At 62.6% G+C, this 17,141-nt stretch carries 17 protein-coding genes, 1 tRNA gene and 1 pseudogene; 8 read left to right on the top strand and 11 right to left on the bottom strand.

Annotated elements, in window-relative coordinates; translation table 11 throughout:
• Positions 1–50: 50 nt before the first annotated feature.
• From ACVTFQ_RS07085 to ACVTFQ_RS07065, 5 genes are all read right to left on the bottom strand, one after another.
• Positions 51–1,259, bottom strand: a complete 1,209-nt coding sequence (locus tag ACVTFQ_RS07085; RefSeq protein WP_018899949.1) for an ABC transporter permease — start codon at positions 1,257–1,259, stop codon at positions 51–53.
• Positions 1,249–1,968, bottom strand: a complete 720-nt coding sequence (locus ACVTFQ_RS07080; RefSeq protein WP_018899950.1) for an ABC transporter ATP-binding protein — start codon at positions 1,966–1,968, stop codon at positions 1,249–1,251. Before ACVTFQ_RS07080 ends, ACVTFQ_RS07085 begins: the two co-directional genes overlap by 11 nt.
• A 10-nt stretch (positions 1,969–1,978) precedes the next feature.
• Entirely contained in the window at positions 1,979–3,292 is a 1,314-nt protein-coding gene (locus ACVTFQ_RS07075) for an efflux RND transporter periplasmic adaptor subunit (RefSeq protein WP_111561443.1), read from the bottom strand.
• 227 nt (positions 3,293–3,519) lie between these two features.
• Positions 3,520–3,726: a hypothetical protein gene (locus tag ACVTFQ_RS07070; protein ID WP_018899952.1), complete on the bottom strand. Its 207-nt coding sequence runs from the start codon at positions 3,724–3,726 to the stop codon at positions 3,520–3,522.
• 238 nt (positions 3,727–3,964) lie between these two features.
• Positions 3,965–4,040 (bottom strand) — tRNA-Lys (locus tag ACVTFQ_RS07065).
• Between the two features lie 208 nt (positions 4,041–4,248).
• Between ACVTFQ_RS07065 and ACVTFQ_RS07060 the strand changes: the two are divergent.
• The 3 genes and pseudogenes from ACVTFQ_RS07060 to ACVTFQ_RS07050 all read left to right on the top strand — a co-directional run.
• Positions 4,249–4,506 (top strand): annotated as a pseudogene (locus ACVTFQ_RS07060) (DUF2934 domain-containing protein); the annotation flags it as partial.
• Positions 4,507–4,593: 87 nt separating this feature from the next.
• Positions 4,594–4,755: an entericidin domain-containing protein gene (locus ACVTFQ_RS07055; protein WP_018899955.1), complete on the top strand. Its 162-nt coding sequence runs from the start codon at positions 4,594–4,596 to the stop codon at positions 4,753–4,755.
• Between the two features lie 183 nt (positions 4,756–4,938).
• Complete coding sequence (locus tag ACVTFQ_RS07050) at positions 4,939–5,268, top strand: DUF6665 family protein (RefSeq protein ID WP_111561549.1); 330 nt, start codon at positions 4,939–4,941, stop codon at positions 5,266–5,268.
• A 16-nt stretch (positions 5,269–5,284) separates the two neighbouring features.
• On the opposite strand, the gene ACVTFQ_RS07045 is transcribed toward ACVTFQ_RS07050, so the two are convergent.
• Entirely contained in the window at positions 5,285–7,090 is a 1,806-nt protein-coding gene (locus ACVTFQ_RS07045) for a diguanylate cyclase (RefSeq protein ID WP_112436299.1), read from the bottom strand.
• A gap of 153 nt (positions 7,091–7,243) precedes the next feature.
• Between ACVTFQ_RS07045 and ACVTFQ_RS07040 the strand changes: the two genes are divergently transcribed.
• Positions 7,244–7,993, top strand: a complete 750-nt coding sequence (locus ACVTFQ_RS07040; RefSeq protein ID WP_018899958.1) for a cytochrome c biogenesis CcdA family protein — start codon at positions 7,244–7,246, stop codon at positions 7,991–7,993.
• Between the two features lie 74 nt (positions 7,994–8,067).
• Positions 8,068–9,018 carry an AEC family transporter gene (locus tag ACVTFQ_RS07035; protein WP_111561441.1) on the top strand — a complete coding sequence of 317 codons (951 nt, stop codon included), beginning with the start codon at positions 8,068–8,070 and terminating at the stop codon, positions 9,016–9,018.
• Here the strand turns inward: ACVTFQ_RS07035 and ACVTFQ_RS07030 are convergent.
• The 5 genes from ACVTFQ_RS07030 to cysG are packed head-to-tail and all read right to left on the bottom strand — an operon-like array spanning position 8,998 to position 14,194.
• The gene (locus ACVTFQ_RS07030) at positions 8,998–10,209 is read right to left on the bottom strand and encodes a UbiH/UbiF family hydroxylase (protein ID WP_111561440.1); all 1,212 of its coding nucleotides are present in this window, start codon (positions 10,207–10,209) and stop codon (positions 8,998–9,000) included. The two genes, ACVTFQ_RS07035 and ACVTFQ_RS07030, sit on opposite strands and share 21 nt — an antisense overlap.
• A gap of 37 nt (positions 10,210–10,246) precedes the next feature.
• On the bottom strand, positions 10,247–10,759 hold the full coding sequence (locus tag ACVTFQ_RS07025; protein ID WP_111561439.1) for a DUF934 domain-containing protein: 513 nt from the start codon (positions 10,757–10,759) through the stop codon (positions 10,247–10,249).
• Positions 10,759–12,432 carry a nitrite/sulfite reductase gene (locus tag ACVTFQ_RS07020; protein ID WP_111561438.1) on the bottom strand — a complete coding sequence of 558 codons (1,674 nt, stop codon included), beginning with the start codon at positions 12,430–12,432 and terminating at the stop codon, positions 10,759–10,761. Before ACVTFQ_RS07020 ends, ACVTFQ_RS07025 begins: the two co-directional genes overlap by 1 nt.
• An 8-nt stretch (positions 12,433–12,440) precedes the next feature.
• The gene (locus tag ACVTFQ_RS07015) at positions 12,441–12,755 is read right to left on the bottom strand and encodes a DUF2849 domain-containing protein (RefSeq protein WP_111561437.1); all 315 of its coding nucleotides are present in this window, start codon (positions 12,753–12,755) and stop codon (positions 12,441–12,443) included.
• A 2-nt stretch (positions 12,756–12,757) separates the two neighbouring features.
• Positions 12,758–14,194: a siroheme synthase CysG gene (gene cysG / locus ACVTFQ_RS07010; protein ID WP_111561548.1), complete on the bottom strand. Its 1,437-nt coding sequence runs from the start codon at positions 14,192–14,194 to the stop codon at positions 12,758–12,760.
• A 263-nt stretch (positions 14,195–14,457) separates the two neighbouring features.
• Between cysG and ACVTFQ_RS07005 the strand changes: the two genes are divergently transcribed.
• Genes ACVTFQ_RS07005 through ACVTFQ_RS06995 form a run of 3 tightly spaced genes read left to right on the top strand, consistent with a single transcriptional unit; the run spans position 14,458 to position 17,138 of the window.
• Positions 14,458–15,045 carry a deaminase gene (locus ACVTFQ_RS07005; protein WP_111561436.1) on the top strand — a complete coding sequence of 196 codons (588 nt, stop codon included), beginning with the start codon at positions 14,458–14,460 and terminating at the stop codon, positions 15,043–15,045.
• Positions 15,046–15,064: 19 nt separating this feature from the next.
• A complete protein-coding gene (gene mazG, locus ACVTFQ_RS07000; protein WP_111561435.1) occupies positions 15,065–15,898 on the top strand; it encodes a nucleoside triphosphate pyrophosphohydrolase in 834 nt (277 codons plus the stop codon).
• Between the two features lie 10 nt (positions 15,899–15,908).
• Positions 15,909–17,138, top strand: a complete 1,230-nt coding sequence (locus ACVTFQ_RS06995) for an FAD-dependent oxidoreductase (RefSeq protein WP_111561434.1) — start codon at positions 15,909–15,911, stop codon at positions 17,136–17,138.
• The last annotated feature ends 3 nt before the right edge of the window (positions 17,139–17,141 follow it).

Genomic DNA, 17,141 nt, shown 5'->3' with positions numbered 1-17,141 from the left:
GGTTGCCATGATATATTAGGCCGCAGCGAGAGCCGTTATTTTACAGCGGCTTATTCGTGCCTCAGCGCATCGATCGGATTGAGCTGGGCGGCTCGCCTCGCCGGGAAATAGCCGAAAATCATGCCGATCGCAGCGGAAAAGGCGAACGCGACGATGATCATTGTCGGGCTCACCACGAACGGCACCTTGAGTAGCGATACGGCGCCGAATCCGAGCCCCAGCCCCAGCAGAATGCCGCTCATGCCACCGAATATCGACAGCGCCACCGCCTCGACCAGAAACTGCATTAGCACCTGCCGCTCCAGCGCACCGATCGCCAGGCGAATGCCGATTTCGCGCGTGCGCTCGGTGACAGAGACCAGCATGATGTTCATGATGCCGATGCCGCCCACGAGAAGGCTGATCGCGGCCACCGCGCCAAGCAGGCTGGTGAGGAGCGTCGTCGTGCCGGTCATCGCGGCTGCGATCTGGGTCATGTCGTTGACGTTGAAATCGTCTTCGCGGCCGGGAATGATCTTGCGCCGTTCGCGCAGCAGGTTTTCCGTGTCCGACTGGACCTTGGATGTCGCAACGCCATCGCGCGCCGAGATCAGGATCATCGAGACATTGGCATTGGCCTTGCCGCCGATACGGCGCTGGTAGACCTTGATCGGCACGATGACGACATCATCCTGGTCGGTGCCCATGCCGGACTGCCCGCGCTTGGCCAATACGCCGATGACACCGCAGGAGACCTTGCCGACGCGCACCTGCTGGCCGATCGGATCGGCGGACCCGAAGAGCTGCGAACGGACGGTCTCGCCGAGAATGCAGCGCGCGCGGCCGCGCTCTTCGGCGGCGTCGAAGGTACGGCCGGAGGCGATATCCCAGTCCTGCGCCGTGAAATAGTCGTTTGTCGTGCCCATCACCGTCGTCGAGTGGCTCTGGCCACCGTAGATGACAGTCGCGGTCGTCTGGTTGAGCGGCGCCACGGCCCGCAGCCCGCTCACCTGTTCGCTGATGGCGTCCACATCGGCAACCGTGAAGCGCCGTGCCTCGGAGCTTGCGCGGCCGGGCCCGAACTGGCCGGGGCGGGCAAACAGCATGTTGGTGCCGAGACGCGACAGCTCGGAGGTGACCTGCGCAGTGGTGCCGTTGCCGATCGTCACCAGCGCGATGACGGCGGCGACGCCGATGACGACGCCAAGCACCGTGAGAAACGAACGCAACATGTTGCGGCTGATGGCGCGCAGCGCGAGCTTGACCGTCTCAAGAAACATGATGACCCGCCCTTCCCTGATGCGCCGTTTCCGCTTCCAGCTTTCCATCGACGAAGCGCAGCAGCCGCTGTGCATATGCCGCGATGTCAGGCTCGTGCGTGACCATGACGATGGTGATGCCCTGCTCGCGATTGAGCCGCGTCATCAGGTCCATGATTTCGATGCTGGTCTTGGTGTCGAGATTACCCGTCGGCTCGTCGGCGAGAAGCAGGGATGGCTGGGTGACGATGGCGCGCGCGATGGCGACGCGCTGCTGCTGGCCGCCGGAGAGCTCCTGTGTCTTGTGATGTTCACGGCCGCCAAGGCCAACGAGGCCAAGCGCTTCCTTCGCCAGCCGGTGCCGCTCGGCCGCCGGCATGCCCCGATAGATCAACGGCAGCTCGACATTCTCGACTGCCGACGTGCGCGGCAGGAGGTTGAAGCCCTGGAAGACGAAGCCCAGCATGTGACGGCGCAGCATCGTCAATTGCGCGCGGTCGAACCCGGTGGTCGAGATGCCCTGGAACAGATAGTCGCCGGCGCTTGGGACATCGAGACAGCCGAGAATGTTCATGGCCGTCGACTTGCCGGAGCCCGATGGCCCCATGATCGCGACGAATTCGTGCTCGCGGATGGCGAGATCGACATGATCGAGCGCACGGATCGAGGCTTCGCCGCGACCGTAGATCTTGGACACCTTGCTGAACTCGATGAGAGGCGGCGTTGTCATAATACGCCTGCTATCTCGACCGCTCGGTCGAATCGGTGATGATCGCTTCGTTTTCCTTGAGATCGCCTGACGTCACCTGGGTGAACTGGCCATCGGAAGAACCGACCTGGATGACAACAGGCGATGGCTTGCCGGATTTCAGCACCCAGACGCGACGTTTGGCGCCGGTCAAGGTCTCGCCGCCACCCTGATTGCCGCCGCGAGGACCCATGCGTGGGGGAGCGAACATGCCGAAGAGGCCCCGATTGCGCCTGGTTTCCGTGGCCGGCGGTGCGTAACGCAGGGCGGCATTCGGCACCATCAGCGTGCTCTTGACCGCTTCGACAGTGACGTCGGCGGTCGCGGTCATGCCCGGGCGCAAGAGCAGATCGGCATTGTCGACGGAAAGGATGGCCTTGTAGGTGACGACGTTGTTCGTCGTCTCCGAGGCAAAGCGGATCTGCTTGATCTCGGCCGGGAATGTGCGATCCGGATAGGCATCGACCGTGAAGGTCGCCTTCTGGCCAACCGCGATCTGGCCGACATCGGCCTCGTCGACATCGACCTGCAACTCCATCTGCCTGAGGTCGCCGCCGATGACGAAGAGAACAGGCGCGGACAGCGAGGCCGCCACCGTCGCCCCCGGATCGACCGAGCGTGTGAGAATGACGCCGTCGATCGGCGAGACGATCTTGGACTTGGTGAGATTGACCTGGGCGAGCTGCAGATCGGCTTCCGCCGACAGCACTGCCGCTTCGTTGATCTCCTTCGTGGCGACCGCCGAATCGTACTTGTAGCGCGCATCCTCGAGGCTCTGCTGCGTCGTCACGTTGCTTTGGACAAGGTTGCGATAACGATCGTAGGAGCTCTTGGCGGACTCCAGATCCGCGGTAGCCTTGACGACGTTCGCCTTCGCCGAATCGAGCTTCGCCTGCGTGCTCTTCACGTCAGCCTCGACCTTGATCGTGTCGAGCACCGCGAGCACGTCGCCGGCCTTCACCTCGCTGTTATAGTCGACGTTGACGTCGCGCACGGTGCCTGACAGTTCGCTCGATATATCGACCTGCTCGGTCGGCTGCACCGATCCGGTGGCGGTCACAAGCACGGTCAAGTCACCGTTCTTGACCGGCTGCGTGGTGTAGCTCACCTCGCTGCCGCCCTGGCGCGAATACAGATAGAATCCGCCTGCCAAAGCCGCGACGACGACGAGCGAAACCAACGAGCGCTTCCACCACCGGCCCTTCTGCTTCTGCTGGGAAGCGGCAAGGACAGCGGCGAGATCGGCGGTTGCCGTGCTCTGGGGCTTCGTGCTCTGGGGTTTATTGGGCGTTGTCATATCGTTCATGCGGGCAGCCTCGGTCAGATACAGCCAATACGACTGTCAGCTTCGGGAATAACGATCTGAAGCTGAACGCAGGATTAGCAAGTTGACCGCATTGGCACGCAGCAACGTCAAATGGAAATGAAATCTTGGTAATGAAAGTCGAGTTTCCAGCTGGGCGAACACCTCATATCACCACTCGCGAGCGGTGATGGCCCTCGTGATTCTGCCCCGGGCGCGGATGGCGCCGATCAGGCGCCAAGTGATTCCAGCGAGACGGGCGGACGGCGCTTGGCGGCCATCAGCAGATCGAGTTCGGTCGCGGATGGACCGAATTTCTCGAACAGGCGAACGGCTTCATCCTGGCCGAGCCGGTATTTGCGCGAGAACTCCGTAAGACTATAGGCACGGCCACGCAGCACCTTGCGGCTATTGGTGTGTTCGATCACGTTGGTCATGGTCATCTCCTTGTATAAGGGAGATTTAGGGCCAGGGATCGATTTGTTAAGCCGCGAATGCGATTGAACCGATTGATTTTATTAAATATTTTTCGGGAACTTTATTGCTGCTCGTGCATTTACGGCGATCGTTGAGCCGAAGGCGCTCCAGCAACTCGGGGCTGATCCCAAATTTGAGAGTTGCGGATTTTCCGACCCGCGAGCAAAACACCACAAATCTTCTAACGAATTGATTTAATGGTGAGAGCGATGGGGCTCGAACCCATGACCTACTGATTAAAAGTCAGTTGCTCTACCAGCTGAGCTACGCTCTCCCGTGTCGCGAGGCATCTCTGAGGGGCCCCGTCTGGAAGTGCGCGGAACATATGCAGACGCCCCATTGCGGTCAACTGAAAAATCCACCTTTCCTGTGCATTAGGCACATTTCTTGCGAGGGATGGAAAACCACTCGACCGCATGCGGAACATTTGACGCTGCCGCCAGTTCTAGCGATGGAAAACATCGGAGAACACCATGTCAGACCGTGAGAAAGACATTCGCGACCGCGCCCATGCCATCTGGGAGCGCGAAGGCAGACCTGAGGGACGGCACGAGGAGCACTGGTCGCAGGCCGAGCATGAGATCAATCATGGCGGCGACCAGATCGAGGGTGATGATGTGCCGAACCTCGAGGCGCTCAGGGAGGCGGCAAGACAACATACCGATGCCTTCATCGTGAAGACGGACCTGGAAGATGCCGACGAGCGCGAAGCGACGCCTGGGATGCGCGAGCAGCCATAGCGCGACAGGTAGGCGTTAACTGCCATGGAATGCAACCAGCAGCCGCGCCGTGCGTTGTGTCACAGGTTTCACGAAAAGGATTGTGACATGACTTCCTCCATCACCACGAAGATCGCAGCTGCTCTTTGCGTCATGCTGGCCCTCAGCTCCTGCGGCAATACGATCCGCGGCATGGGCAAGGATGCGGCCAACACCGTTGACGCAACGCAGAATGCGGGCAACCGGGTTGGCAACGCTGCCGCCAAGTAAGGTGGCTCGTTGCGTCTCGGGATTTCCGTTGCTTTTCAATGACGAGATTTCGCCAGAGGCATCTCGCATGCTTCGGCGAGCGTCTTTACCGGCGAGCCGATCACCCCTAATCTATCGCGGCATTCGTCAACCGAGCGACGCTCGCCGGCAGCCTATCTGTGCGCGAGCTTAAGGGGCATGTTCATGACCGTTCGTCCGCCGCAATCGCTGAGGCAGCCCTTCTCGGTCGAGGGCGGGTTCAATGTTCTCGAATATGAATTGAGAGCGGAGCGGGCGAACTCGCTTGGACGCAGCGGGCTGAAGGCCGAGGCGGCATTGGCCGAGCTGAAAGGCTGGGATCCGGCGCGCCATGGCCAGGATGATCGCGACGCGCGCCTCAGGAAGGCGGCGGATGCCGTATGGGATCTCTTCGTCCAGCGCGAGATTTGCGGGCTGCGCAACAGCCGCGACGTTATCCAACGCTACGGCATTCCGGATGAGGTTCTGGTGCGGCTTGGATCGACGCGGAAATAAGCGATTACCTCGCCTTTCAGGCCGAGCCGCGCATCTTGCTATCCGGCACCAGAACAGAGGCCATGACGGTCCTGTTTCGTCCCTGGGCCTTGGCTTCCAGCAACGCCGCGTCAGCGCGTGTCAGCAATGTCGAGACGGCAGCGCCCTCTGCCAGTGAGCCGACGCCGATCGATACCGAGATCGGCCCGAGAATGCGGCCGCGATGCGAGAGCGCCAGACCACGAATATTGGACCTCAGCCGCTCCGCGATCTCGAAGCCTTCTGCATCGCTGACATCGGGCAGCAGAACGGTGAACTCCTCGCCGCCGAAGCGGTAGGCGCGGCCGGCGTCGCCGATCGTATCGAGTATGGTTTGCGCGACGTAGCGCATAACCTCGTCGCCCGCGTCATGGCCGAACTCGTCGTTGAAGCGCTTGAAGTGATCGATATCGACCATCATGCAGCTGAGCTGCGCCAGCTCGCGGTTGCGCGCATGCTGGTTCATGTCCTCGTCGAGCGAGCGCCTGTTATAGAGACCCGTCAGCGCGTCGCGAATGGAGAGGTTGGTGAGCTTGTCGCGCAGCTGCAGGTTGGCGGCGGCGAGGCCGATGTTCTCGGCGATCAGCTCTAGATAGAGGCGCGATGCCTCCGCCTCCATATGGCCCTGCGGCCGCTCCTCGAAATAAAGAAGCCCGACGACATCGCCCTGCGCCGTCAAGGGAACACAGAGCCCCATCGTATCGGATTGATCGAGATGCTGGCAGCTGATGTCGCCGTGCTCGTGCGAGCTCACATGCGGGCGGCCGCGTCGCAGACCCCAGCAGGCCGTTGCGGGAAACACTTGATCGGAGCGCTGCGGCTCGTGCCATGAGGAGATGCGCGACAATGTCGAGCGGCTCTCATTCATGATGTATAGGTTGCCGGCGAGATCGGGAAAGATCTGCGGAGCGAAGAGCGTCACGACTTCGGCCAGCTCCTCCTGCGCCTGGCAGGCCTGCAGGCGGTGCATCATCTGCAGGATCAGGTCCTTCGTCTGCTGGTCGCGCCGGCGCTCGGCATCCAAGCGATCGCGCTCCAGCCCGTTTTCGCGGAAGATGTGGATCGCTTCGTTCATCTCGCCGATCTCGTCGCGGCGGCGATCGAGCGGCACGTCGACGGCGTAATCCTGCTTGGCAAGGCGCGTGACGATTCCGGTCATCCGCATCAACGGCATGGCGACACGGCGCTTGAGGATGAAATAGAGGACGCTCAGAAAGAGAGCCGCGGTAACGGCGAGCAGCGCCTTGGCGATGAAACCCCACCGGTCGCTGCGCAGCTGCGTGTCCTGCATGACGGCCTGGGTACGGGCGTTCGCGAGATCGCGGAAGCGCGTGACGGCGCCGAGCAATGCAGTCTGAAGTCGGTCATGTTCCGGGCCGAACAGGGTCTGGCGGGCGCCCGCCTGATCGCCGTTGCGATACGCGGCGATCGCCTCCTCCTCGATCTTGTCGAGAACGTCGGCGTTTTTCTCCACATCCTCAAGCGCCTGCAACTCGATAGGCGTGGCGCCCAAGTCGCGGACACCCCTGATTGCGCGTTCGCGCCGACGCTCCTCGCCTTCCTTGCCCTGGAAGGCATCAAGGTGCCTGATATCATCGCGCATGACATAGAGCCGCGCCTCGTCGGTGCGCTCTTCGGCGCCGAGCGCCAGACCGTCGGCGAGATCGTCCAGCGCCAGATGCTCCTCGACCGCGATCCGTTCGCGCGTGGCACTAGTGGCAGACAGGATGAAGGCAGAGCCTGAGAGAACGGTCAGAACAACCGTCACTCCGTAGGCCCAGTTGGTGATGACGCTGATCCGCATGAGAGTATATTAGGGCATCCGAATTGCCAGACAATTAACACAGGTTGTATCGGCCCATGCAAGCTCCCGAGACGCGAGACGCAAAAAGGTGATTGGCGGCGGGCCACCCGCTGCGCTAGGACTGCGCTCGAATGCCCTGCGCCGGAGAACCGCGTGTCGATTGCCGATATTTCCCTGTTGAGTGCCTTACTTGCCGGCGCCCTGTCATTTCTCTCGCCCTGCGTGCTGCCGCTGGTGCCGCCCTATCTATGTTATATGGCCGGCATTTCCGTCGAGCAGTTCAGGGGCGGCGGCGCGGTGACTGTTGCACCGGATGTGCGCCGCGGCGTGCTGTTTTCGGCGCTGTTCTTCACACTCGGCTTTGCGACAGTGTTCGTGGCGCTCGGGGCCGGTGCATCGAGCATCGGCATGGCGCTGCGCCAGCATCTCGATCTTCTCTCGAAGATCGGCGGGCTGATCATCATCGTCATGGGCCTGAACTTCCTTGGCGTCTTCCGCATCGGCGTTCTGGCGCGGGAAGCACGCTTCCAGGGAAGCGGCAAGCCGGCGACGCTGACGGGCGCCTATGTGATGGGGCTGGCCTTCGCCTTCGGCTGGACGCCATGCATCGGCCCGGTACTCGGCGCCATCCTGGGTGTTGCCGCCTCGCGCGAAACGGTCGGCTCTGGTGCCGGCCTGCTTGCCGTCTATTCGCTCGGGCTCGCCATCCCCTTCTGGATCGCCGCCGGCTTTTCCGGCGCCTTCATGGGCTTCCTTACGCGCTTCCGCCGCCACCTCGGCACGGTGGAGAAGGTCATGGGCGTGTTCCTGATCCTGACCGGCCTCGCCTTCATCTTCGGTTTCGTCAGCGATGCCGCAATCTGGTTCCAGCAGACCTTTCCAATCCTGATGAAAATCGGCTAAGCCTAGGCTCCTCCCGCAGACAAGCCGTATTGGCCGCCTATCGCGCCAGATCGGCCCCAGCACTGGAATGACCCTTGGCCGACATCGTCAGTCTTCTCCTGCCGTTCTTCGGCCTGATCCTCATTGGCTTCATCGCCGCCAAGGTCACCAAGCAGCCGGCCGAGGCGATGGGGTGGCTGAACACCTTTATCGTCTATGCCGCCCTGCCCGCGCTTTATTTCAAGCTGGTGTCGCGCACCCCGTTCGAGGATCTGACGCGGATCGACTTCATCGTCACGGATCTCGCCGCCACCTATTCGATCTTCATCGCGATGTTCCTGATCGGCCGGTTCCTGCGCCGCAATTCATTTGCCGACAGCACGATCCAGGCTTTTGCCGGGTCCTACGGCAATATCGGCTACATGGGGCCCGGACTTGCGCTGGTGGCGCTCGGCGAAGGGGCTGCCGTGCCGGTAGCGTTGATCGTCTGCATCGAGAATGCGTTTCACTTCATCGTCGCGCCGGCAATGATGGCGGCATCGGGTGACGACAAGCGTTCGCGCGGACGGCTGGCATTCGATATCGCGCGGAAGGTGGCACTGCACCCGTTCATTCTGTCGACGGCGCTCGGTTTCGTCGCGGCCGGCTTCGAGATACCGCAGCCGGCGGCCTTTCAGCGCTTCATCGATTATCTCGCGCAGGCCGCCGCTCCATGTGCGCTATTTGCCATGGGTGTCACGCTGGCGCTGAGGCCGATGCGGCGTATTCCGGTTGAAATCAGCTACATCGTTCCGGCCAAGCTGATCATCCACCCCATCGTCGTTTACCTTGCGTTGACGACCGTCGGCGGCTTCGATCCGGTGTGGATTTACGCCGCCGTACTGCTCGCCACACTGCCGACGGCGACCAACGTCTTCGTCATCGGCCAGCTCTACGGCGTCTGGCAGGAGCGCGCGTCGGCCACGATCCTGATCACCACGACGCTGTCAGTGGTGACCGTATCGCTCTTCCTGATCGCGATGAAGTCAGGCTTTCTTCCGACGTAGATGTTCCTTGATCGCATCCGGGATCGCGCGCAGTCCACGCCCGGGCTCGACACCCTCGCGCATCACCATGCTGCGGAACGGCGGCACGGCGGCCAGGATATGCAGGCCGGCTGCGCGCAGCACCTGCATCGGCAGGAAATCGGATAGAAGCGAACGGTTCAGCACATCGACGCTTGCCGTGCGGGTCATGATATCGACGCGGCGCTTGCGGTCGAACTGGCTGCCGGCATCCTTCGATATCGGCAGTTCCGGCCGATCACAGAGGATGTCGGTCAGCCCCATGACGTCGCGCAGGCTGAGGTTCAGCCCCTGCGCGCCGATGGGCGGAAACACATGCGCGGCCTCGCCGATCAGCGCCACCCGGCCCTTGCCCGAGCGATGCGCCATCATGCCCGACAGCGGCCAGATCTGCACACCTTCCTCGACCGTCACCTTGCCGAGCAGCGATTGCATGCGCTCCTCAACCACGTTGCTGAGTTCGGCCAGCGAAAGCTCGCTGCGCGTCTCAGCATCCGACGGGCTCTGCACCCAGACAAGACTTGAGCGATTGCCGGGGAGCGGCACTTGCGTAAAGGGGCCGTTTTCCGTGTGGAACTCGGTGGAGATGTTTTCGTGCGGCAGGGAATGCTGAAAGTTCAGCACCATGGCCGATTGCGGGTACGACCATGTCTTGACGTCGATACCAACGGTCTCGCGCAGCTTCGACTTGCGGCCATCGGCGCCGATCGCGAAATCGGCGGTGAGCGTTTCGCCATTGTCGAGCGAGATGACGACGGCGTCTTCGCTGACGTCGATCACATCGGCAAAGGCCGTGAAACGCGTGATGTTGCCCTCGGCGGCCGCGGCCTCGTCCAGCACATCTATCAACGCCTTGTTGGGAAAATTGTAGCCGAAGGCTTCCAGCCCGACTTCGGCGGCCCGGAAGGTCGCGGTCGGGGCGCGCAGCAACCGGTTGGTGCCGTCGATGATGCGCATGCTCGAAAGCGGCGCGGAAGACGGCTTGAGGCGCTCCCAGAGCGTCAACCGGTCGATGAAGCGGATCGACTGATCCATCAGCGCCGTCGTCCGGCGGTCTTCCCTTGGGGCCGGCGGCGCAACGAGTGCAACGTTGCGTCCGCCGCGTCCAAGGGCGATTGCGGCGATCATTCCGGCCAGTCCGCCGCCGATCACCGCGATTTCGAAAGTCTTCATTGCACCGTTCCGCAAATTCTGAAACGGCGAGCCGGCTCTACGCCGCCGGCTTCGCCTGACGGCGCCAACTATAGCCCTTGCCCGGCTCCGCGTCACGCGCAGTCGGCTGATAATAATGCGGAATCTCCGGCAGGCGCCGCTCGGTGAGACGCTTTATCGCAGTCTCGTTGGTCACCGCGAAGCTGTCGATGCCGCAGCGCAGCATCAACGGCACCTGATCGATCAGCACGTCGCCGACCGCGCGCAGCCCACTGGTGTAGCCGAGGCGCTCGCGCAGCAGCGAGGCATGGCTGAAGGCACGGCCGTCGTTGAAGGCAGGAAATGCCACCGCCACCAGCTCGAGACGATCGAGATAGGGCTCGAGCCTGCGCACGTCGTCTGCGGGCTTGATCAGCACGCCGAAGCCGATTTCGTTGCTCTCGTCGGCCTTGACCACCAGTTCGTCGAGGCTGAGCAGAGGCTTCTGCCCCTCGCCCGCCTTCACCTCTTCCGTCTCGATCACCCACGGATCGTTCTCGACGAAGCCGGTCTCTTTCCAGATCCTGGTCATCACGCCGCCTCCGCCTTGGAATCACCGTAGAGCGCATCCTTGAAGGGCTGCGGACCGACGCGGCGATAGGCATCGAGGAAGATCTCGGACGGATCGTTGCGCAGGCCGAGATAGGTGTCGACGATCTTTTCGATCGCATCCGTCACCTTTTCCGGCTCGAAGCCACGGCCGATGATTTCGCCGATCGAGGTGTGCTCGTCGCCGGAACCGCCGAGCGTGATCTGGTAGAGTTCAGCACCCTTCTTTTCCACACCCAAGAGGCCGATATGGCCGACATGGTGGTGGCCGCAGGCATTGATGCAGCCGGAGATCTTGATCTTCAGCTCGCCGATCTCTGCCTGGCGCTCGGGGTTGCCGAAACGACGGGAAATCTCCTGTGCGACAGGGATGGATCGCGCATTGGCGAGCGCGCAGTAGTCCAAGCCGGGACAGGCAATGATATCCGTGATCAGGCCGGCATTGGCTTCGGCAAGACCGATGGCGACCAGGCCGCGATAGACGCTCTCGAGATCGGCCAAGGCCACATGCGGCAGGATCAGGTTCTGTTCGTGGCTGACGCGGATCTCGTCGAAAGCATATTCCTCGGCGATATCGGCGACCGCATCCATCTGGCTGTCGGAAGCGTCGCCGGGGATGCCACCGATCGGCTTCAGCGAGATCGTCACCATGCCGTAATCAGGGTTCTTGTGCGGCTGGACGTTCTGGTGGACCCATCGGGAGAACGCCGGATCGGCCTTCTTCCAACGTGCCAGGTTTTCCCAGCCTTCGGCACGCTCAGGCAGAGCCGGCGGCGCGAAATAGGAGGTAATGGCGGCGACATCGGCTTCAGGCAGCTTCAGTTCGGTGTCCTTCAGCGCCGCGAACTCGACCTCGACCTGGCGGGCCAGTTCCTCGGCGCCCGTTTCGTGGACGAGGATCTTGATGCGGGCCTTGTACTTGTTGTCGCGACGGCCGTGCAGGTTATACACGCGCATGACGGCGGTGGTGTAGGACAGCAGGTCCTCTTCCGGCAGGAAGTCCTTGATCAGCTTGGCGATCATCGGCGTACGGCCCTGGCCGCCACCGACATAGACGGCAAAGCCGATCTCGCCCTTGTCGTTCTTCTTCAGATGCAGACCGATGTCGTGAACCTGGATGGCGGCGCGGTCGCGCTCCGCACCCGTGACGGCGATCTTGAACTTGCGCGGCAGGAAGGAGAATTCCGGATGGACGGAAGACCACTGGCGCAGGATTTCCGCGTAAGGACGCGGATCGGCGACCTCATCGGCGGCGGCACCCGCGAAGTGGTCGGCGGTAACGTTTCTGATGCAGTTGCCCGAGGTCTGGATCGCGTGCATCTCGACGGTGGCGAGTTCCGCCAGCACGTCGGGCATATCAGACAGCTTCGGCCAGTTGAACTGCAGGTTCTGGCGCGTGGTGAAATGGCCGTAGCCGCGGTCATAGGTACGCGCGACATGCGCCAGCATACGCATCTGCTTGGAATTCAGCGTGCCGTAGGGAATGGCGATGCGCAGCATGTAGGCGTGCAACTGCAAATAGACGCCGTTCATCAGGCGTAGCGGCTTGAACGCATCCTCGGCCAGCTCGCCGGACAGACGGCGCTCGACCTGATCGCGGAACTGCGCGACGCGCTCGGCGACAAAGGCGTGGTCAAATTCGTCGTAACGGTACATCGTATTCCTCAGACTGCAATGAATGCGGGATCGGCGGGCTTGTAGCCCGGCGCGTATTCCATGGTCGGACCCTGCGCACGAATGCGCTCGCGAAGGCGCAGTGGCCAGAGAACACCATCGGTCTCCTGCACGTCAACCACGGCGACATCGACAACCAGATTATCGGCATAGGACTTCTTGCCGATCGCCTCCAGCGCGGCAACAGCCTCGGCATGGCGCGCGACCAGCGCATCCTGCAGCGACGTCACCCAGGTGCCGTTGGCATCGAGCCAGACGGCGATGCCGTCGGTCAGCCTGTTGGCGGTCAGAACCTTGTCTCCCATAGTCAGCTCCTTAGCAGTTCATCGGACCGGGCGCGTGCACGCACCAGCGGTTCGGACAGTTCGAAATTGGCGCCCGCAACGGCGTCGCCGATGATGACCATGACAGGTCCGGTGAGTTCATCGCGGTTCTGCAGATCGGGCAGATCGCGCAGCGTACCGTGCAGCAGCCGGCGATCGGCGCGGCTGGCGTTCTCGATGACGGCGACCGTCGTCTCCGGCGCGATGCCGGCGCGCATCAGCCGCTCGGCAACGGATGCGGCGACGGTGCGGCCCATGTAGACGGCGATGGTGGCGCCGGACACCGCAAGGCTCGCCCAATCTGGAAGAACGTCGCCGGTCAGATCATGGCCGGTCGTGAAGACCAGTGACGAGGCGACGCCACGCAGCGTCAGCGGCAGTTCGAAATCGGCGGCGGCTGCGAAAGCAGAGGTGATGCCGGGCACGACCTCATAGGCGATACCGGCGGCGCGCAATGCGGCCATTTCCTCGCCGGCGCGGCCATAGACCAGCGGATCGCCCGACTTCAGGCGAACGACGCGCTTGCCCTCGCGGCCGAGATAAACGAGCAGGTCGTTGATCTCTTCCTGCGACTTGGAATGACAGTTCTTGCGCTTGCCGACCGAGAGCCGCTCCGCATCGCGGCGGCCCATGTCGACGATTTCCTGCGGCACCAATGCGTCATAGACGATAACATCGGCTTCCATCATCACGCGCTGGGCGCGCAGCGTCATAAGATCAGCGGCACCCGGGCCGGCGCCGACCAGCCAGATACGGCCCTCGGCCTTATCGGCGGAGAGCAACAGCTCGTCGGCGAGGTGTTGCGCCTGCGGCATGTTTTCGTTGGAGACAGCGTCGGAAACCGCGCCGGAGAAGAAACGGCGCCAGAACAGACGGCGCGTAGCACCCTTCTCAAGCGCATGCTCGACGCGACCGCGATAGCTGACAGCCAGTTCGGCAAGGCGGCCGAGCGACGGCGCCAGCAGCTGATCGACCTGCGCGCGGATCATCTGCGCGAGAACAGGCCCTGCTCCTTCCGTGCCGATGGCAACCGCGACAGGCGCGCGGTTGACGAGCGCCGGGGTGTAGAAATCGCAGTAGTCGGGCTGATCGACTGCATTGGCCGGAACCTTGGCAGCACGAGCGGCGTCGACGATGGCGCGATCGGCGGCGGCGGCGCCCGTGGCCGCGAAGACCAACGTTGCGCCTTCAACCTGCTCAGGCGCGAAGGCCGCGCGGACGGTTTCGATGCGGTTGGCGATCAGATGGGCGTGATAGTCGGCCTCCGGGCGATCCGTGTAGGCGACGATCCGGGCCCTGGTGTTCGACAGCAGGCGCACCTTCGCGAAGGCTTCATCGCCATTGCCGAAGACAGCCGCGATCTTGCCTTCGACACGAACGAAGGCAGGAAAAACCGACAGTTGCTCACTCTTGGAAGGCATCATCAATCCATTTCGAAGTTGCCAGAATATGCACCACCGGACCAGCCAAATGAAGAAACAGAAATTCCAAACCCCCTATTGACCGCGTATTGTTTTACCCAGCATGTCAATGATTTGAGCAAAACTCACCGATGCGGCGCCGGCAGCGCAGTGAATCGCGCTGCAATGCAGCACAAAGCCTGTGACAAATTCGGGCTGGCCCAAGAATCCTCGTTTGCCTCGCGCAGCACCGGCGATAAAGTGCCGGCAACAAGGAGAAAACCATGTCCGATACCACCATTGCCGCCCGCCTGCTCGATGTCATGGAGCGCGATATCCTGCCGATGACCGAACGCGGTGTCGGCCTCGGCAACAAGGTCTTCGGTGCCGCGATCCTGCGGAAATCCGACCTTTCGCTCGTGGTCGCCGAGACCAACAACGAGCTGGAAAACCCGCTCTGGCATGGCGAGGTGCACACGCTGAAGCGCTTCTACGAGCTCGGCGAGAAGCCTGCCACCAAGGACCTGATCTTCCTCTCGACCCATGAACCCTGCACCATGTGCATGTCAGCGATCACCTGGGCCGGCTTCGACAATTTCTATTACTTCTTCAGCCACGAGGATTCCCGCGACGCCTTCGCGATCCCCCACGATTTGAAGATCCTCAAGGAAGTGTTCGGGCTCGAGCCCGGCGGCTACCGCCGCAGCAACGCCTTCTGGAACAGCTTCGCGATCGCCGATCTCGTCGAGACCGAAAGCGACGCCAGAAAGGCCGAGCTGAAGGCGCAGACGGCGCGGATCAAAGGGCGCTATGACGCGCTTTCCGAAAGCTACCAGTCGTCCAAGGGCGACAACGACATTCCGTTGAACTGACGCGAGCGACCAGAACACGATGGAAGCCTCCAAAGACATTTCCCGCCTGATCGAGATCATGGCCGCCCTCCGCAACCCCGAGACCGGTTGCCCCTGGGACATCGTCCAGACATTCGAGACGATCAAGCCCTATACGATCGAGGAGGCCTACGAGGTCTCCGACGCGGTCGAGCGCAACGACATGGACGATCTCTGCGACGAGCTTGGCGACCTGCTTCTGCAGGTGGTGTTCCATGCCCGCATGGCCGAGGAGGCCGGAGAGTTCTCGTTCGGCGACGTGGTGGAGGCGATCACGGCTAAGATGATCCGCCGTCACCCGCATGTCTTCGCCCGCTCCGAGGCGGATACGCCCGACGCCGTGAAGAAGCAGTGGGACGATATCAAGCAGGCTGAAAAGCGCGAGCGCGCGGAGCGCCGCGCCGCGCGGGGTATCTCGGAGGATTTCAAGGCCGGCTTCCTCGGCTCCGTGCAGCGCAGCTTTCCGGCGCTAACGGAAGCACTGAAGCTGCAGGAACGCGCCGCCAAGGTCGGTTTCGACTGGTCGGCGCCGGAGCCCATTCTCGACAAGATCGAGGAAGAGATCGCGGAACTGAGGGAAGCGCTGGCCTCGGGCGACCATGCCAAAGTCAGTGACGAACTCGGCGACCTGATCTTCGCCGTGGTCAATATCGGCCGGCATGTGAAGGCTGATCCGGAGCAATCTCTGCGCGGAACGAATACGAAGTTCCGGCGTCGTTTCAGCTATATAGAAACGTCTCTTGAAGCGGAAGGTGAAACACTGGAGGCCGCAACGCTGGAGCGGATGGAAGATCTTTGGCAGGCGGCCAAGGCCATCGAGCGGCAGTTGGGCTGATCTGGGCGCCATGAAGCTTGAAACGCTCGACATCGCGATTGCAGGCGCCGGCGTTGGCGGCCTGTCGCTCGCCGCACTGCTTGCAAGCCGTGGCGCCCGTGTGACCATCTATGACCAGATGAGCGCGCCGCAGCCCGTTGGATCCGGCTTTGTGCTGCAGCCGACGGGTGCCGCGGTCCTTTCGCACATGGGCCTGCTTGGAAAAGTCGAGGCGCGCGGCGCCCGCATCAGCCGCATGCATGGACGCTTGTCCGGCAACGGTCGGACCGTGCTCGACGTCGGCTATCGTCCGGGCGCCTATGGCATCGCCATCCAGCGCGTCGCCCTGTTCGACCTCTTGCTTGAGGCTGCGATCAATGCTGGGGTGCGGTTCGAAACATCGTCGCGGGTGACCGAGATCGAGGCGGGCAGCGCGCCGCGCCTTGTGCTCGACGGCGGCATACGCACGGCGACCGCCGATCTCGCCATCGACGCTATGGGCGCCAACTCGCCGGTCGCCGCGAAGGCCGCCACCGAACTTGGCTACGGCGCGCTTTGGGCGACGGTTCCCTGGCCCGAGCACGGCGTCTTCCGCACGGACGAGCTGGAGCAACGCTACAAAAGAGCAAGCCAGATGGCGGGCGTGCTGCCTGTCGGCACGGCACGCGATGGCGCGGCTCCGATGGCGACGTTCTTCTGGAGCATCCGCAACAAGGATTTCGAGGCGTGGCGGGCTGCCGGGCGCGAGGCCTGGATCGACGCGGTGCGATCCTTCTGGCCGGAAGCGGAAGCGCTTGCCGCCGTGGCCGAGCCGGTGCACGCGCGTTACCGGCATCTGACCCGAACGCCTATCGCGGGGAAGCACATCCTGAAAATCGGCGATGCCTGGCATGCAACGAGCCCGCAGCTTGGCCAAGGCGCGAACATGGCGCTGCTCGACGCTGCGTCGCTCGCTTCAGCGCTCTGCCGCGAGGCAACGGTCGGCGCGGCCATCGAGCGCCATTTGAAGCAGCGGCAAATCCATATCCGCTTCTATCAGATGCTGAGCCAGATCCTGACGCCGTTTTATCAATCAGACAGTTCAGTGCTGCCTTTCAGCCGCGACATCATGATCGGGCCCGCGACCAAGCTGCCGCTGGTGCGCAGCCTGATCACCACGCTGGTGACGGGTGAGCTGCTCGATCCGGTTGGACGGATCGAGCTTGATCGGCTGGTGTCAAAGAAGAAAGTCGCGGTGCAGGATGCGGGCGCGCTGATTTAAATT

The organism is Rhizobium sp. O111, assembly GCF_055616315.1.
The sequence above is the reverse complement of the archived record's forward strand: the minus strand, read 5'-3'. Positions and strand labels throughout refer to the sequence as shown.

Excerpts from the sequence above, each read along its gene's own strand:
- ACVTFQ_RS07005 (WP_111561436.1), top strand. The coding sequence starts at position 14,458 with ATGTCCGATACCACCATTGCCGCCCGCCTGCTCGATGTCATGGAGCGC.
- ACVTFQ_RS07020 (WP_111561438.1), bottom strand. The coding sequence starts at position 12,432 with ATGTACCGTTACGACGAATTTGACCACGCCTTTGTCGCCGAGCGCGTC.
- ACVTFQ_RS07055 (WP_018899955.1), top strand. The coding sequence starts at position 4,594 with ATGACTTCCTCCATCACCACGAAGATCGCAGCTGCTCTTTGCGTCATG.
- ACVTFQ_RS06995 (WP_111561434.1), top strand. The coding sequence starts at position 15,909 with ATGAAGCTTGAAACGCTCGACATCGCGATTGCAGGCGCCGGCGTTGGC.
- ACVTFQ_RS07030 (WP_111561440.1), bottom strand. The coding sequence starts at position 10,209 with ATGAAGACTTTCGAAATCGCGGTGATCGGCGGCGGACTGGCCGGAATG.
- ACVTFQ_RS07070 (WP_018899952.1), bottom strand. The coding sequence starts at position 3,726 with ATGACCAACGTGATCGAACACACCAATAGCCGCAAGGTGCTGCGTGGC.
- ACVTFQ_RS07080 (WP_018899950.1), bottom strand. The coding sequence starts at position 1,968 with ATGACAACGCCGCCTCTCATCGAGTTCAGCAAGGTGTCCAAGATCTAC.
- ACVTFQ_RS07025 (WP_111561439.1), bottom strand. The coding sequence starts at position 10,759 with ATGACCAGGATCTGGAAAGAGACCGGCTTCGTCGAGAACGATCCGTGG.
- cysG (WP_111561548.1), bottom strand. The coding sequence starts at position 14,194 with ATGCCTTCCAAGAGTGAGCAACTGTCGGTTTTTCCTGCCTTCGTTCGT.
- ACVTFQ_RS07045 (WP_112436299.1), bottom strand. The coding sequence starts at position 7,090 with ATGCGGATCAGCGTCATCACCAACTGGGCCTACGGAGTGACGGTTGTT.
- mazG (WP_111561435.1), top strand. The coding sequence starts at position 15,065 with ATGGAAGCCTCCAAAGACATTTCCCGCCTGATCGAGATCATGGCCGCC.
- ACVTFQ_RS07050 (WP_111561549.1), top strand. The coding sequence starts at position 4,939 with ATGACCGTTCGTCCGCCGCAATCGCTGAGGCAGCCCTTCTCGGTCGAG.
- ACVTFQ_RS07075 (WP_111561443.1), bottom strand. The coding sequence starts at position 3,292 with ATGAACGATATGACAACGCCCAATAAACCCCAGAGCACGAAGCCCCAG.
- ACVTFQ_RS07085 (WP_018899949.1), bottom strand. The coding sequence starts at position 1,259 with ATGTTTCTTGAGACGGTCAAGCTCGCGCTGCGCGCCATCAGCCGCAAC.
- ACVTFQ_RS07015 (WP_111561437.1), bottom strand. The coding sequence starts at position 12,755 with ATGGGAGACAAGGTTCTGACCGCCAACAGGCTGACCGACGGCATCGCC.